Consider the following 15,272-nt stretch of genomic DNA (forward strand, 5'->3'; position numbering starts at 1 on the left):
TGCGCCGATTCGACACAAATTAAACGTCTTAATTAGCGAGGAGAAGGACACAGGGCGCTGGAGATGACCGGTGAAGCCACACCAGTTTATGAAGTAGAAAGCGCCACCCACCGAACCGGAGTCAGCCCGGGAAGATCTGGTGTTTCATCATGAGCCCGGCCGTGCCGATCATGATGCCGGCGTAGCCCAGGATCGCCATCACCAGGCGTGACCGCCCGGAGGACGACGCGGACGGCTGCAGTGTGCTTCCGATCAAAAAAATCGCGCACAGGACCCTGCCGGCCCCGTAGATGGCCTCGGCATGGTTGCCAAGCACGCCCCCCTCGATGAGGTCGTAGATCCCCGGCACCCCGAGAAACGCGGCCAGTCCGAAGTTGACGCCCTTGGCAGGGCGCAGCGTAGAAGTTTGCAGCATGAGCAAGGATCGAAGAGGATTAGTGTTCCAACAATCTAAAGTAAGCATTGATCAGGCGCAATGATTTTTCCTGCGTCGGACATGATTATTTTTTCGGCATATGTGGCGCGCATCAAGTGATGCGGAAATGCGTCGCCGCTACCCTTGAGGGGTCGGCGCGCCCTCGCGGCGCTCGCGCCGGCCTGTACGCCCTCCCAAATGGAAACGGCCCGGTGCTTGCAGCGACCGGGCCGTTTCGAGCCTTGCATCAGCGCCGCAAGGCGCAGCGGATTACTTCGCGTTCATCAGCGCGACGGTGGTGTCGAGCATGCGGTTCGAGAAGCCCCACTCGTTGTCGTACCAGGACGAGACCTTCACCAGGCGGCCCGAGACCTTGGTCAGGGTGGCGTCGAAGTTCGACGATGCCGGGTTGTGGTTGAAGTCCACCGAGACCAGCGGGTCGGTGTTGTAGGTCAGGATGCCTTTCAGGGCGCCTTCCGACGCGGACTTCATCAGGGCGTTGACTTCGTCGACGGTGGTGTCGCGCTTGGCGATGAAGGACAGGTCGACGATCGACACGTTGATGGTCGGCACGCGGATCGCGAAGCCGTCCAGCTTGCCGTTCAGCTCAGGCAGCACCAGGCCGACCGCGGCGGCGGCGCCGGTCTTGGTCGGGATCATCGACTGGGTGGCCGAACGGGCGCGGCGCAGGTCTTCGTGCATCACGTCGGTCAGCACCTGGTCGTTGGTGTAGGCGTGCACGGTGGTCATCAGGCCGGTTTCCAGGCCGATGGCGTCGTGCAGGGGCTTGACCAGCGGGGCCAGGCAGTTGGTGGTGCAGGATGCGTTCGAAATCACGGTGTCGGTCGACTTCAGCACGTCCTGGTTGACGCCGTACACGATGGTGGCGTCGACATCCTTGCCGCCCGGAGCCGAGATGATGACCTTCTTGGCGCCGCCCTTCAGGTGGGCCGAGGCCTTTTCCTTGGTGGTGAAGAAGCCGGTGCACTCGAGCACCACGTCCACGCCCAGCTCGCCCCACGGGATCTCGGCCGGGTTACGCTGCGCGAACACGCGGATCTTGTCGCCGTTGACGATCATGTTGTCGCCTTCGACCGTGACGGTGCCCGGGAACTTGCCGTGGGCGGTGTCGTAGCGGGTCAGGTGGGCGTTCGATTCGGCGTTGCCGAGATCGTTGATCGCCACGATCTGGATGTCTTGCTTCTTGCCGCCTTCGTAGAAAGCGCGCAGGATGTTGCGGCCGATGCGGCCATAACCGTTGATTGCTACCTTGATCGTCATGCTTTGCTCCTGATTAGAAAAAAACTTTTTTTCACAACGCACATGCTGGTCTGAATACAAACAGGGCCGCCCGCAGGCAGCCCCATGAAACGCTTAGCCGGCGATGACGGCCTTGGCTTTCGCCACGACGTTTTCGACGGTGAAGCCGAAGTGCTTGAACAGCACCGGCGCCGGCGCCGATTCGCCGAAGGTGTCGATGCCGACCACGGCGCCTTCCAGGCCCACGTACTTGTACCAGAAGTCGGTCACGCCGGCTTCGATCGCGACGCGCGGGATACCGCGCGGCAGGACCTGGGCCTTGTAGGCTGCATCCTGGCGTTCGAACACATCGGTCGACGGCATCGAGACCACGCGGGCCGCCACGCCTTCGGACGCCAGCGCATCGGCGGCCTTCATCGCCAGTTCGACTTCCGAACCGGTGGCGATCAGGATCACCTTGGGCTCAAGCGCGTCGCGCAGCACATAGCCGCCCTTGGCCACGTTGGCGATCGCGGCCGCGTCACGCTCCATGAACGGCAGGTTCTGGCGCGAGAAGATCAGGGTCGACGGGCCATCCTTGCGCTGGACCGCGGCGCCCCAGGCCACCTGCGATTCGACGGTGTCGCACGGACGCCAGTTGTCCAGGTTCGGGATCAGGCGCAGCGACGAGACGTGCTCGATCGACTGGTGGGTCGGGCCGTCTTCGCCCAGGCCGATCGAGTCGTGGGTGAACACGAACAGCGAGCGGATCTTCATCAGCGCGGCCATGCGCAGCGCGTTGCGGCTATAGTCCGAGAAGGTCAGGAAGGTCGCGCCGAAGGGGATGAAACCGCCGTGCAGGGCGACGCCGTTCTGGATCGCGGCCATGCCGAATTCGCGCACGCCGTAGTTGATGTGGTTGCCCGGGATGCCCGAACGCACCGCCACCGATTCCTTCCAGTTGGTCAGGTTCGAGCCGGTCAGGTCGGCCGAGCCGCCCAGGAATTCCGGCAGGGTCGCGGCCAGCGCCTGGATCGCGTTCTGCGAGGCCTTGCGGGTGGCGACGGTTTCCTTCTTCTCGACGCAGGCGGCGACGGCGGCGTCCAGCACCTCGCTGAAGTTGCCCGGCAGTTCACCCTTCATGCGGCGCTCGAATTCGGCGGCCAGCTGCGGGTGGGCTTCGCGGTAGGCGGCGAAGCAGGTGTTCCATTCGGCTTCAGCCGCGGCGCCGCGCTGTTTCGCGTCCCAGGCTTCGTAGATTTCGCCCGGGATGTCGAAGGGGATCGGGTCCCACAGCAGGTGCTGGCGCACGGCCGCGATTTCCTTGTCGCCCAGCGGGGCGCCGTGGACCTTGTCGCCGCCTTCCAGGTTCGGGGCGCCCTTGCCGATGATGGTCTTGCAGCAGATCAGGGTCGGACGGTCCGATTGCTTGGCCTGCTCGATGGCGGCGGAGACCGCGGCGACGTCGTGGCCGTCGACCTTTGGGATCACGTTCCAGCCGTAGGCTTCGAAGCGCTTCTGGGTGTCGTCGGTGAACCAGCCTTCGACGCGGCCGTCGATCGAGATGCCGTTGTCGTCGTACAGCCAGATCAGCTTGTTCAGGCGCAGGGTGCCGGCCAGCGAAGCGACTTCGTGCGAGATGCCTTCCATCAGGCAGCCGTCGCCCAGGAAGGCGTAGGTGTAGTGGTCGACCACTTCGTAGCCCGGACGGTTGAATTCATAGCCCAGCAGCCACTCGGCCAGCGCCATGCCGACCGAGTTCGCGATGCCCTGGCCCAGCGGGCCGGTGGTGGTTTCCACGCCCGGGGTGATGCCCACTTCCGGGTGGCCCGCGGTCTTCGAGTGCAGCTGGCGGAAGTCGCGCAGGTCGTCCATGCTCAGGTCGTAGCCGGCCAGGTGCAGCATCGCATAATGCAGCATCGAGCCATGGCCGTTCGAGAGCAGGAAGCGGTCGCGGTTGAACCAGCCCGGATTGGCCGGGTTGTGGCGGTAATGCTTGTCCCACAGCGCGACGCCGATCTCGGCCATGCCCATCGGCATGCCCGGGTGGCCCGAATTGGCTTTCTGGACGGCGTCCATCGCCAGCGCGCGGATCGCGTTGGCCATCAGGGTGGTGGTTTGCGTAGATTTCATGAATTAACGATGCTGGATCAGGGAATGGGGAAAGCGGTGGCGCGCTGGCCGTAGCCCGTTATTCTACCAGACAGAGGTGCTGCCGAATTAAAATGCAGTTTGTTCAATTCCACACAGCCACCGCATGCCCCGCTTCTACGTTTCCCAGGCGCTGATTCCCGGCGCCACCGTCGACCTCCCCGAGGCCGTCGCCCACCACCTGCACGTGGTGCGCCAGCAGCCGGGCGCCGCCCTCACCCTGTTCAACGGCGAGGGCGGCCAGTACCGCGCTTCGCTCGCCGAGATCGGCAAGCGGCGCGCCAGCGCCCTGGTGGAAGCCTTCGAAGAAGTCGAGGCCGAGGCGCCCTACCCCGTCACCCTGGCCCAGGGCCTGCCCGAGGGGTCGAAGATGGACTGGATCGTCGAGAAGGCGGTGGAACTGGGCGTGGCGGGAATCCAGCCGCTGGCGGCCCAGCGCAGCGTGGTGCGCCTGTCGGGCGAACGGGCGGAAAAGCGCCAGGCCCACTGGCAGGGGGTGATCGTGGCCGCTTCCGAACAGAGCGGACGCAACCGCCTGGCCCGGCTGCATCCGCTGGCGGATGTGCAGCCATGGCTGGCGACCTCCAGCGAGGGTCCGCGCATCCTGCTCAGCCCGCGCGCCACCCAGTCGCTGGCGGCCTGGGCCCGGGCCACGCCGGCGCAGGCCGCGACCCTGCTGGTCGGTCCCGAGGGCGGCTTTACCCCGCAGGAGGAAGAGGCGGCGATCGCGGCGGGCGCCCTGTCGCTTTCGATGGGGCCGCGCGTGCTCCGCACCGAGACCGCCGGGCTGGCGGCGCTGGCCATCTTGGCCGGGGCCTGGGGCGCCATCTAGGCCTGCTGCATATATATAGTAGGGTGGACGGGTCTCCCGTCCACGCGGTGATAGTTGGCGGTGCCGTTTTCCCCACACTGGCCGGGAGACGATGTTTGAACGCGTGGACGGGAAACCCGTCCACCCTACAAAAAAAGCCCGCTGACAGATCGCTCTGTCAGCGGGCTTTGTGCTCTTCGCTGCAGCGGCATCGCTGCCGCCGCATGACTCAGGCGCTTAGAACGTGTAGTTCAGGCCCAGGCTGAAGGAACGGCCGATGGCGCCGGCCTGGTGCATTGCCGAGTTGTACTGCGACAGGTTGTTGCCTGCCGAGCCGTAGGTCGCGACGTCGATCGGCGGTTCGCGGTCGAACACGTTCAGGACCGAGCCCTTCAAGGTCAGGTTGTCGTTGAACTTGTAGGTCACGTTCAGGTTCGTGGTCGTGAACGAACGGATGGTGCAGTACGAAGCCGGCATGCCGTTCAGGTCGAACATGGTGCGGCCGCCCACGTCGTGCGCTGCGGTCGAGCAGTCGTTGGCGCCGACCGACGGGTCGAGTGCCGAGTACTTGTCAACCCAGTTCACGGTGGTGGTGATGGCCAGCGGGCCACGGTCCCAGCCCAGGGTGAAGTTGGCGCGGTTCTTCGGGTTGCCGGTGTTGCCGCCGACTGCCGAAGGACCGTGGGTGCCTGCCAGCTGGATCTTCTCGGTGCCGGTGTCGATCTCGTAGCCGAAGGTGTGCGCGAAGTTCAGGCTGGTGCGCAGGTTGCCCATGGCGCCCATGCGGTGGCGGTAGGACAGGTCCAGCTCCAGGCCGTGGGTTTCCACGCCGCCCAGGTTGACGTACGGGGTCGGACCGTAGGCGATGAAGCCGACCGACGGGGTGCCGACCACCAGGCTGCCGTCGGCGGCGCGGATCTCGGTCGGGACGGCCGGGTTACGCACCCAGTCCGGGGTGAAGCCAGGCACCGACACGGCCGAGGTGATCTGGCCGGTCATCTTGATGCGGTAGTAGTCCAGGGTTGCGGACAGGCCCTGGATTGGTTCCACGATCACACCCAGGGTGTAGCTCTTGGCCTTTTCCGGTTCCACGTCGGCTTCGGTGGTCTGCACGTAGGTCGGCTGGATACCGCACGCCGCCGGCACGTTGCCCGGGGTGTTGATATTGCCGTCAGCGCACAGGACCGGATCGTCGATACCGTTAAACAGGAAGAACGAACCGGCGTTGCCCACTTCCGAGGCGTTCGGTGCACGGAAGCCCTTGTCGAAGGAGCCGCGCAGCGCGAACATCTTGTTCGGCGACCACTTGAACTTGGCCGACGGGGTGAACGAGTTGCCGTAGGTGTCGTAATGGTCGTAACGCGCCGACAGGTTCATTTCCAGCGACTTGATCGGGTTCGCGCTCAGTTCGGCGAACACGGCGGTGTTCTTTTCTTCGCCGAAGACGAAGGCCGAGGTGTTGGCCACGGTGCCGTTCGCGGTCAGCGGCGAAGCCGGCGAGTTCTGCGACTTGTCGTGGTAGTGGAAGCCGGCCGCTGCCTTCAGCTGGCCTTCGCCCAGTTGCATCAGGTCGCGGCTGGCCGCGATGTCGAAGTAGGTCAGGTCCGACTCGAGGGTGTTGTCGAAGACCGGCGCCACTTGCGCGAGGATGCCAGGCGAGTTGCCGCCCAGTGGGTTGAAGGTGTTGTTGTTGACGGCGTTGATCAGCGCCACGCGGTTGACGTAACCCGAGTAGGTGATGTCGGTCTTGACCTTGCTGTAGCCGAGCGCGGCGTTGATGTCCCAGCCCATTGCGCTACCGTTCAGGTCGGCGGCGAAGCGGGTGGCGCGCGAAGTGTTGTCCGACTGGATGCCGGCGCCGGCTTCGGTGACGTAGCCGTACAGGCGGGCAGGTGCGCCCAGGCGGTTCAGCGGGTGGGTGGCAGGCAGCAGGGTGCTCGGGATACGGCCCACGCCCGGGGTCAGCACGCCGTTGTTATAGGTCGTGAAGCCGGCGAAGGTGCTGGCCGAGAAGGTGGTCGGGGTGCCGCGGTTGTTCTGGCTGTGGCGCTCGAACATCGAGGCCTTCATCGACAGGGTCCAGTCGTCGTTCAGCTTCTTGGTGGCGCCCACCAGGAGGTTGAGGTTGTCCGACGGCGGGGCGATCCACGACCAGACGTCGCGCACCATGCAGTTGCCTGCGCGATAGAGTTGGTAGTTGCAGCTCGGGTCCAGGAACTGGAAGTTGGCCGGGTTGTTCGCACCGCCGGCGCCCGGGGTGTACAGGAACGGCGAGCTGGCCGGGGTCAGGAAGTTGTTCAGTGCGGTCGGGACACCGCGGCGCAGGTCGTAGCCACCGCGCGAGCGGTAGTCGCCGTTGGCCCATTCGCGGTCATCGCGCTGCGACAGGCGAACGCCTTCCTGGTCGCGGTACTCGATGCTGCCGAAGACGTTGAAGCCCTGTTCGTCCAGGTCGCCGAAGCCCGAGGTGATCGAGGCCTTCTTGGTGCGCGCGCCGCCGTGCTGTGCATGGCCGGCTTCCGCGTTCAGGCGGGTGCCGTTGAACTTCTTCTTCAGGATGATGTTGACCACGCCTGCGACTGCGTCCGAGCCGTAGATCGAGGATGCGCCGCCCTTCAGGACTTCGACGCGGTCGATCAGGTCGAACGGGATGTTCGAGACGTCGACGAACGAGCGCTGGGCGTCGTCCGACAGCGGGTAGGAAGCAACACGGTGGCCATCGACCAGGACCAGGGTCAGGCCGACGGTCAGGCCGCGCAGCGAGACGCCCGATGCGCCGTTCGCGAACGCGCCCGGGAAGCCGGTGCCCAGTGCGCCCTGGCCGTTGGCGGCCAGTTCACCCAGGATCTCGGCGACCGAGGTCTTGCCGGTCTTGACCATTTCGTCGGCGGTGATCACCTGGATCGGGCTCGGGGTTTCGATGTCCGAACGGCTGATCAGCGAGCCGGTCACGACCACGCGCTGCGGTGCCTGGGCGGCCGGCGCCTGGTCCTGGGCCATCGCGGGAGCGCCGATCAGCGCGCCGCTGGCGACCACGCATGCGACCGCGAATGGCAACGACTTCATCTTAAACGTCATGAATACTTCTCCTTCTGTGCTTTTTCTCGAAGTGGTTTGTGCCCGCGCCGGTTTCCCAAGCGCAAGGCGTCTCCTTCAAACCTGAAGCGTCAGCTGCACGCTACCTGCCGTTTCCGGCGGGGTTGGAGGATCGTTTACGACCATTACTGCGTCTGCTTCCGCCGCTTTTTTAGGTGCGGCGTTATTTTCCTAGCCGCCGATTAGGACGGATACTCTCAACCAATGTTTGCCTTTAAACCAAACATTATTTAAGTGGACACATAAAACCATAGCAAAACCGTAAGTGTCAACGGAACGCAAGTTCGCCCTAGTATGAAAAACAACACTTTAATTTGTGGAAAAGTAGTTCCGGACGTCTGTGGTGCATCGCAACAAGAATCAGAACCTTCCCTGCCATGCAAGCTCAAGAAGGAGACAAAAGACGCCAGAATCCCATTTCTTGACAGAGGATTGCGCGCTTACCGCATTGCAACACGGTAGTTTTGGTTTGGTCGAATGAAAGATTGTTTGTATGCATCGGATATGCACCGGGTCTGCATTTGCACTATTTCGTTAGCGCAAAAGGCTAGTTGCAGGAACACAACACCGGCATCGAGTTCCACCATGCAAGGGGGAAAAGGACCCGTAAAAGAAAAGGCCGCCTGAAAGGCGGCCCGGCGAATACGACCGGACGAATCCGGCCGGATCGCGTATTAGAACTCGTATTGCGCCATGAAGCGGAAGCTGCGGCCAGGCTGGTAACCGATCGGCTGCAGGTAGATCGGATTCGGGCTGCCCTGCGAGCTTTCGCCGGCTTCTTCCACGCTGGTCACGCCGCGCTCGTTGAAGACGTTCAGGACGTCGACCGAGAACGTGGTGCCCTTCAGCCACTTCGGCGTATAGGTCGCCTGCAGGCCCAGTTCACGGGTCCATTCGAGGCGGCCCACGGTGCCGCGCGGGTTCAGCTGGCGATTGCACCAGAACGAGCCTGCGCCGTAGAAGATCGACACTTCATCCAGGTTGCCGGCGTAGTAGCCCAGGCAGTTCAGCGGACGGCCGCTCTGCACGATCAGGTTCGCGCCGACACGCCATTCCGGCGTCGCCTGGTAGGCGCCGAACAGCTTCAGGGTATGGCGGCGGTCGTTCGGCAGGTCGCCGTACGAGCCTTCCATCAGGCCCGGGTAATCCCAGTCCTGGCTGATGCCGGCGTCATCCTGGCCGATGTCCGACTTGACGTAGCCTTCGGTGTTGCCGCGGGTCTTGGACCAGACATAGGAGCCCTGCAGGTTCCAGACGCCGTCCCACGCGCGCTCGAAGGTGAATTCGAGTGCGGTGTACTTGCGCTCGGGCTGGGCAAAGCCGAGCGAGGCTGCCGGGATCTTGACCGCGGTCAGGCCCTTGCCGTCTTCGAGATCGATGTTGGCGGTCAGGTCGCCGCCCGGGTTGTACAGGAAGCAGTGGTCGATCGCGCCTTCGATGATGCCGGCCTGGTCTTCGGTGTAGCCGTTGGCCAGCGCCCAGTCGCGTGCGCCCGGGCCGTTGCACATGTCGTCCATGACGCGCTTGAGCTTACGGTAGGTCACTTTCGCACCGACGGACCAGCGGTTCGCCAGGGCCTGCTGCACGCCCAGGATGAACTCGTCCTGGTACATCGGTTCGATATCCGGATCCACCACCGAACGCGGGTCGCCGGCTTCGCCATTCGAGGCCACCACGCGCTCGCCCAGCTGGGCGCCGCGGCCCGGACGCTGGAAGGCGTCGTTGCTGTTGCTGCCGGTGTAGCGGTAGAAGTCGGTGTAGTCCAGTTCGGCGCCCGACAGGCGCACGTTGGTGTTCGACATCACCGGAATGTAGTAGCGGCCGGCATTCGCGAACACCTTGGTCTGCTGGTTGCCCTGCACGTCCCAGCTCAGGCCGAGGCGCGGCGCGATGGTGTTGTCGACCTTGATGAAGGTCTTGCCATCGGCGTTCAGGTTCTCGAAGGACTCGCTGCGGACACCGATGTTGGCCACCAGGTTCTTGGTGACCTGCCAGTTGTCTTCGAGGTAGTAGGCCGAGTTCTTGGTGGTGAACGAACCGCCGTTCTCGAAGTGGCGCGCTTCGACGTAGTCGAAGGCGGCGCCGGTATCGTTGACATAGCCGCTCGACAGGCGGCCACCCGGTGCAACGGTCTTGATATAGACGCGCTCGCCGCCGCTGCTCACGCTGCCGCTGATGACTTCGTATTCGTCGTTGTCCAGGCCGAAGCGCAGGCCGTGGTCGCCCAGGTTCCATTCGGCGTCGAGACGGAAGGCCTTGCGCTCGTCCTTGGCGTCGGGACGGTTGGTCGAGGCCGCGGTCGCGCAGCCCAGCACGCGGGTCGGCGAGCTGCGGTTGTCGGTGGTGTACGGGCAGGCTGCCGAGCCGATGTTCTCGCCGTTGTTGTAGCGGCCCAGGCCGGCCAGCGCCGAGATGGTGAAGTCGTCGGTCAGCCACGAGGTGTACTTGGCGATGACGTTCTCGCCGCCGATGGTGTATTCGTCGGGCAGCTTCTCTTCGGTACGCGATTCGGTGTACGGCGTGGCCAGCTTCCAGGTGCGGACCTTGTCCTTGCTCTTGTCGCTGAAGGCGGTCAATTCGAGCAGGTTCTCGTCGGTGATGTTCCAGTCCGCCTTCACCAGGAAGCGCGGGGTGTTGGTCTTGTACTGGGTCAGGGTGCTGGCGCCGTAGATCTTGCGCTCGATGTCCGCGCCCTGGACCAGGCCGAAGATGAACAGCTTGTCCTCGATGACCGGGCCGCCGGCCCAGACGTTCATCTGCAGGTCGTCCAGGCCGCCCGGACGCTCGCTCTGGATCCAGCGGCCGGTGCTCGGGCTCTTCTCGTGGTAGATCTCGCTCGCGCGCATGTCGGCCGGAGTCCAGATGACGTTGGCGCCGCCCTTCCACTCGTTGGTGCCGCGCTTCGTGGTCACGGACAGCACGCCGCCCAGCGAACGGCCGTACTCGGGGCCGTAGCCGCCGGTCTTGACCTGCTGCTGCGCGATCGCTTCGAACGGGACCTGGTTGAAGGCCACGCCGTTGAGCATGTTGGTGACGTTGAAGCCGTTGATGTAGTAGACGTTCTCGGCCGGCGATGCGCCGCCCAGCGAAGGCACGTTACCGGCGCGCAGGGTGGTCTGGCCGATACGCGAGTCGCCGCGGGTCGCGCCCGGGGCCAGCAGGGCCACGGCGGTCACGTCGCGCGAGACCGGGATGCGGTCGATCGCGGCTTCGCTCAGGACCATGCTCGACTCCGGCGACTTGACGTCGATACGGGAAACGCGGCCGGTCACGACCACGGTATTGGTCACGGCTTCGAAGCTGGCGGTGGTGCCCTCCCCGGCCTGGACCGCCACCTGGCGTTCCTCGGTGCTGCCGTTCGGCAGCTTGGCGCGCACCACGTAGCTGCCCGGCGGCAGCTGTGTCATCTGGTAGTCGCCCTTCTGGTTGACCGTCAGCGTGCGCGAAAAACCGATCGACTTGTTTTCGATGGTGATCACGGTGCCGGCGGCGGCGCGGCCGACGATGTCGCCGGCCGAGTTCGACGCGGCGATGGCGTTGCCGGATACGGCAACCGCGCCCACGGAGGCGGCGAACGCGATGGTCAGCGCGCGTGCCAGGACTGTCTTTCTAAACATCATGTGATTTTCCTAGTTAATGGCTGGCGGCAAGCCAGCTGTGGTTATTTTTACAAATCACGGACCACCCATTGCTTCTCCCGACTGCCAATGGATGCGCTCAACGGAAATTAATTTTTGTTAACTTTGTTGCGCATATGCATGGAATCACGGGCCATATGCATGTGTCAACGAAGCGGATATTCGATTTGTCAAAAAACAACGGATTCTATGAATCATCAATACTTGGTGTAAATATCCGCGATCTTCGCGAAAGTTAACTATGATCATCGTATTTACGTCATAAAAACGTACATACATTTTTGGTAATGTATTGACAAGATTGTGTCTTCCCGGCGCCTTGCGGGGAGAGGCTGAAGGTTTTCCTTGCAGGAAGGAGTCCGGTAAAATAGCGGTTTCGCCTTTCCTATTTTTGTTGCCTCACTAGCAACCACTCCCATGCTCCGAATTAACGAACTCAAGCTCCCCCTGAACCATCCGGAACCCGCCCTGCGCGCCGCCATCCTGGCCCGCCTGGGCATTACGGATGCCGACCTGATCGACTTCAGCGTGTTCAAGCGCAGCTACGATGCGCGCAAGAAGGCGGCCATCGTTCTGATCTACTCGATCGACGCCCAGGTGCGCGACGAGGCCGCCGTGCTGGCGCGCCTGTCCAGGGACCAGCACGTGATGCCCTCGCCCGACACCGGCTACAAGTTCGTCGAGGCCGGCAGGCCGGCTGCGGGCACGCCGCGCCCGGTGGTGATCGGCATGGGACCTTGCGGCATGTTCGTGGCCCTGATCCTGGCGCAGATGGGCCTGAATCCGATCGTGCTGGAGCGCGGCAAGGTCGTGCGCGAGCGCACCGTCGACACCTTCGGCTTCTGGCGCAAGCGCAAGCTGAACACCGAGTCGAACGTGCAGTTCGGCGAAGGCGGCGCCGGCACCTTCTCGGACGGCAAGCTGTACAGCCAGATCAAGGATCCCAAGCACTACGGCCGCAAGGTGCTGACCGAGTTCGTCAAGGCCGGCGCGCCGGACGAGATCATGTACGTGAGCAAGCCGCACATCGGCACCTTCCGCCTCGTCAAGATGGTCGAGCAGATCCGCGCCGAGATCGAGGCGCTGGGCGGCGAGATCCGCTTCGAATCAAGGGTCGAGGACGTGCTGGTGAGCGAAGAGAACGGCGTGCGCCAGGTCCAGGGCGTGCGCCTGGCCAGCGGCGAGGAGATTCCGACCCGCCACCTGACCATCGCGATCGGCCACAGCGCGCGCGACACCTTCCAGATGCTCTACGACCGCGGGGTCTACATCGAGGCCAAGCCCTTCTCGATCGGGTTCCGGGTCGAGCACCCGCAATCCCTGATCGACGTCTGCCGCTTCGGCCCCAATGCCGGCAACAAGCTGCTCGGCGCGGCCGACTACAAGATCGTGCACCACGCCTCGAACGGCCGTTCCGTGTACAGCTTCTGCATGTGCCCGGGCGGCACCGTGGTCGCCGCATCGAGCGAGGAAGGCCGCGTGGTCACCAACGGCATGAGCCAGTATTCGCGCAACGAACGCAACGCCAACAGCGCCATCGTGGTCGGCATCACCCCCGAGGACTATCCGGGCCACCCACTGGCGGGCATCGCCTTCCAGCGCGAGCTGGAGTCGCGCGCCTTCGTGCTGGGCGGCGGCAACTACGACGCGCCGGGCCAGCTGATGGGCGACTTCGTGCGCGGCGTGCCCTCGAAGGAATTCGGTTCCGTGATCCCGTCCTTCAGGCCGGCGGTGCACCTGACCGACCTGGCGCCCTCGCTGCCGGAGTATGCGATCAGCGCCATGCGCGAGGCCTTCGTCGCCTTCGACAAGCAGATCAAGGGCTACTACAAGGAAGACGCGGTGCTGACCGGCGTGGAGACCCGCACGTCCTCGCCGATCCGCATCAAGCGCAACGACCACGACCTGCAAAGCCTGAACACGCGCGGCCTGTTCCCGGCCGGCGAAGGCGCGGGCTACGCGGGCGGCATCATGTCGGCCGCGGTGGACGGCATCCGGGTCGCCGAGGCGGTCGCACTGGCAATGGCCGCTTGATGCCCGCGGGCGGCGTGCGCGCCTTCGGGCCGGGCCTGGCGATTCTGGCCTCGATGGTCTCGGTGAACGCCGGCGCCGCCTGGGCCAAGGGCCTGTTCCCGGTGGTCGGCAGCGCCGGCGTGACCGCCCTGCGCGTCGGCCTCGCCGCCCTCATGCTGCTGGCCGCCGTACGCCCCTGGCGCACGCTGCCGAACAGGCAGGACGCCGGCAACCTCGCCATCTACGGCGTCATGCTGGGCCTGATGAATTTGCTGATCTACGGCGCCTTCTCGCGCATCCCGATCGGGATCGCGGTCGCCATCGAGGTCACCGGCCCGCTGGCGGTGGTGATCATGTCCTCGCGCCGCGCGCGCGACTTCGCCTGGGTGGCCTGCGCCGCACTGGGCCTGGCGCTGCTGCTGCCGCTCGAGGAAGGCAGCAAGGGACTGGATCCGCTCGGCGTGGCCTATGCGCTGGGCGCGGCCTTCTGCTGGGCGATGTACATCGTGTTCGGCAAGCGCGTGTCCTCGCTCAAGGGCACCGAGGCGGTGGCCTGGGGCATGCTGGCGGCCAGCCTGTTCGCGGTGCCGGTGGGCGTGGCCCAGGCCGGCGCCCTGCTCTTCACGCCGGCCATGCTGGCGGGCGGCTTCCTGGTGGCGCTGCTGTCCTCGGCGATTCCCTACACGCTTGAAATGATGGCGCTGGCGCGCCTGCCGCGGCGGGTGTTCGGGATCCTGGTGTCGGCCGGGCCGGCGCTGGCGGCGCTGGCGGGTTTCGTGATGCTGGGCGAGCGGCTGACGGGGCTGCAATGGGGAGCGATCTTCCTGGTGATCTTCGCCTCGGCGGGGGCCGCGGCGACGGCGGGGCGTGGCAGCGAGTAGCTCCCGCTGCGTACGCACGTAGTACTAAATCCACCCCGCCTTCTTGAACCGCCAGTACAGATACCCGCATACCAGCACCATCGTCCCCAGCGCGAACGGATACCCCCACTTCCATTTCAGCTCGGGCATGAACTCGAAGTTCATCCCCCACACTCCGGCGAACGCGGTGAACACCGCGAAGATCGCCGCATAAGAGGCCAGCTTCTTGCTGATGTCGTTCTCTTCGATCGCCACCATCGACAAGGTCACCTGGATCGCGGTGTTGATGGTGTCGCGCACCGCGTCCAGGCGGCCGGCGATGCGGAACAGGTGGTCGTGGACGTCGCGGAAGTATTCCTGGGTCTCGGCCACCACCTGGGGCACGCGTCCGCCGTACAAGCGGCCGACGGCGTCCATCAGGGGGATCACGGCGTGGCGCAGCTGCTGGGCCTTGCGCTTGAGCTCGTACAGGCGCTCGACGTTGGCGCGCTGCTTGCCCTGCTGGCCGAAGATCTGGTCCTCGATCGATTCGAGCTCGGACTCGAGCATGTCGACCACCGGGAAATAGCGGTCGACCACGGCGTCGACCAGGGCGTAGAGCACGAAGCCGGCGCCCTTGCGCAGCTGGTGCGGCTCGCGCTCGGCGCGGGCGCGCACGCCCAGGAAGCTCTGCTTCGAATCGCTCCGCACCGACAGCACGTAGTTGCGGCCGGCGAACACGGCCAGCTGGCCGACGCACAGCTTGTCCTCGTGCAGTTCGACGATGTGCGCGACCATGAACACGTTCTCGCCGTATTCCTCCATCTTGGGGCGCTGGTGCCCGCGCGCGGCATCCTCGATGGCCAGCTCGTGCAGGCTGAACTCCTCCTGCATGGCGGCGATCTCGTCCGCGCCCGGATCGCGCAGCGCGACCCAGACGAAGGCGTCGGGTTGTTTCAGGTATTCGCTGATGTCCTCGACCGGGACATCGGACAGCTTCTTGCCTTCCTGGTAGGCGACACAGTTGATCAGCATGGATGGGGTAACTCAACAGGCGAAATGGACCGATG

At 64.6% G+C, this 15,272-nt stretch carries 9 protein-coding genes; 3 read left to right on the forward strand and 6 right to left on the reverse strand.

Annotation, left to right across the window (positions count from 1 at the left end; all coding sequences use genetic code 11):
- Positions 1-121 precede the first annotated feature (121 nt).
- The 3 genes from KBW98_RS06320 to tkt form a co-directional block, all read right to left on the reverse strand.
- Complete coding sequence (locus KBW98_RS06320) at positions 122-415, reverse strand: hypothetical protein (protein WP_211519278.1); 294 nt, start codon at positions 413-415, stop codon at positions 122-124.
- 270 nt (positions 416-685) lie between these two features.
- The gene (gene gap / locus KBW98_RS06325) at positions 686-1,696 is read right to left on the reverse strand and encodes a type I glyceraldehyde-3-phosphate dehydrogenase (RefSeq protein WP_211519279.1); all 1,011 of its coding nucleotides are present in this window, start codon (positions 1,694-1,696) and stop codon (positions 686-688) included.
- Between the two features lie 93 nt (positions 1,697-1,789).
- The gene (tkt, locus tag KBW98_RS06330; RefSeq protein WP_211519280.1) at positions 1,790-3,787 is read right to left on the reverse strand and encodes a transketolase; all 1,998 of its coding nucleotides are present in this window, start codon (positions 3,785-3,787) and stop codon (positions 1,790-1,792) included.
- A gap of 124 nt (positions 3,788-3,911) precedes the next feature.
- On the opposite strand from tkt, the gene KBW98_RS06335 reads away from it, so the two are divergent.
- Entirely contained in the window at positions 3,912-4,637 is a 726-nt protein-coding gene (locus KBW98_RS06335) for a 16S rRNA (uracil(1498)-N(3))-methyltransferase (RefSeq protein ID WP_211519281.1), read from the forward strand.
- A 216-nt stretch (positions 4,638-4,853) separates the two neighbouring features.
- On the opposite strand, the gene KBW98_RS06340 is transcribed toward KBW98_RS06335, so the two are convergent.
- Positions 4,854-7,694: a TonB-dependent receptor gene (locus KBW98_RS06340; protein ID WP_211519282.1), complete on the reverse strand. Its 2,841-nt coding sequence runs from the start codon at positions 7,692-7,694 to the stop codon at positions 4,854-4,856.
- A gap of 692 nt (positions 7,695-8,386) precedes the next feature.
- Positions 8,387-11,332 carry a TonB-dependent receptor gene (locus KBW98_RS06345; RefSeq protein WP_211519283.1) on the reverse strand — a complete coding sequence of 982 codons (2,946 nt, stop codon included), beginning with the start codon at positions 11,330-11,332 and terminating at the stop codon, positions 8,387-8,389.
- A 435-nt stretch (positions 11,333-11,767) separates the two neighbouring features.
- Between KBW98_RS06345 and KBW98_RS06350 the strand changes: the two genes are divergently transcribed.
- Positions 11,768-13,384, forward strand: coding sequence for an NAD(P)/FAD-dependent oxidoreductase (locus tag KBW98_RS06350; protein WP_211519284.1), 1,617 nt, complete (start codon positions 11,768-11,770; stop codon positions 13,382-13,384).
- Positions 13,384-14,244 (forward strand): EamA family transporter, encoded by an 861-nt coding sequence (locus tag KBW98_RS06355; protein WP_211519285.1) that lies wholly within the window; start codon positions 13,384-13,386, stop codon positions 14,242-14,244. The genes KBW98_RS06350 and KBW98_RS06355 overlap by 1 nt, the downstream gene beginning before the upstream one ends.
- Before the next feature lie 24 nt (positions 14,245-14,268).
- Here KBW98_RS06355 and corA read toward each other — a convergent pair whose 3' ends face one another.
- Positions 14,269-15,237 (reverse strand): magnesium/cobalt transporter CorA, encoded by a 969-nt coding sequence (gene corA / locus KBW98_RS06360; RefSeq protein ID WP_211519286.1) that lies wholly within the window; start codon positions 15,235-15,237, stop codon positions 14,269-14,271.
- Positions 15,238-15,272 lie beyond the last annotated feature (35 nt).

It is taken from the genome of Massilia sp. ST3 (assembly GCF_018119405.1).
Lineage (GTDB): Bacteria > Pseudomonadota > Gammaproteobacteria > Burkholderiales > Burkholderiaceae_D > Telluria.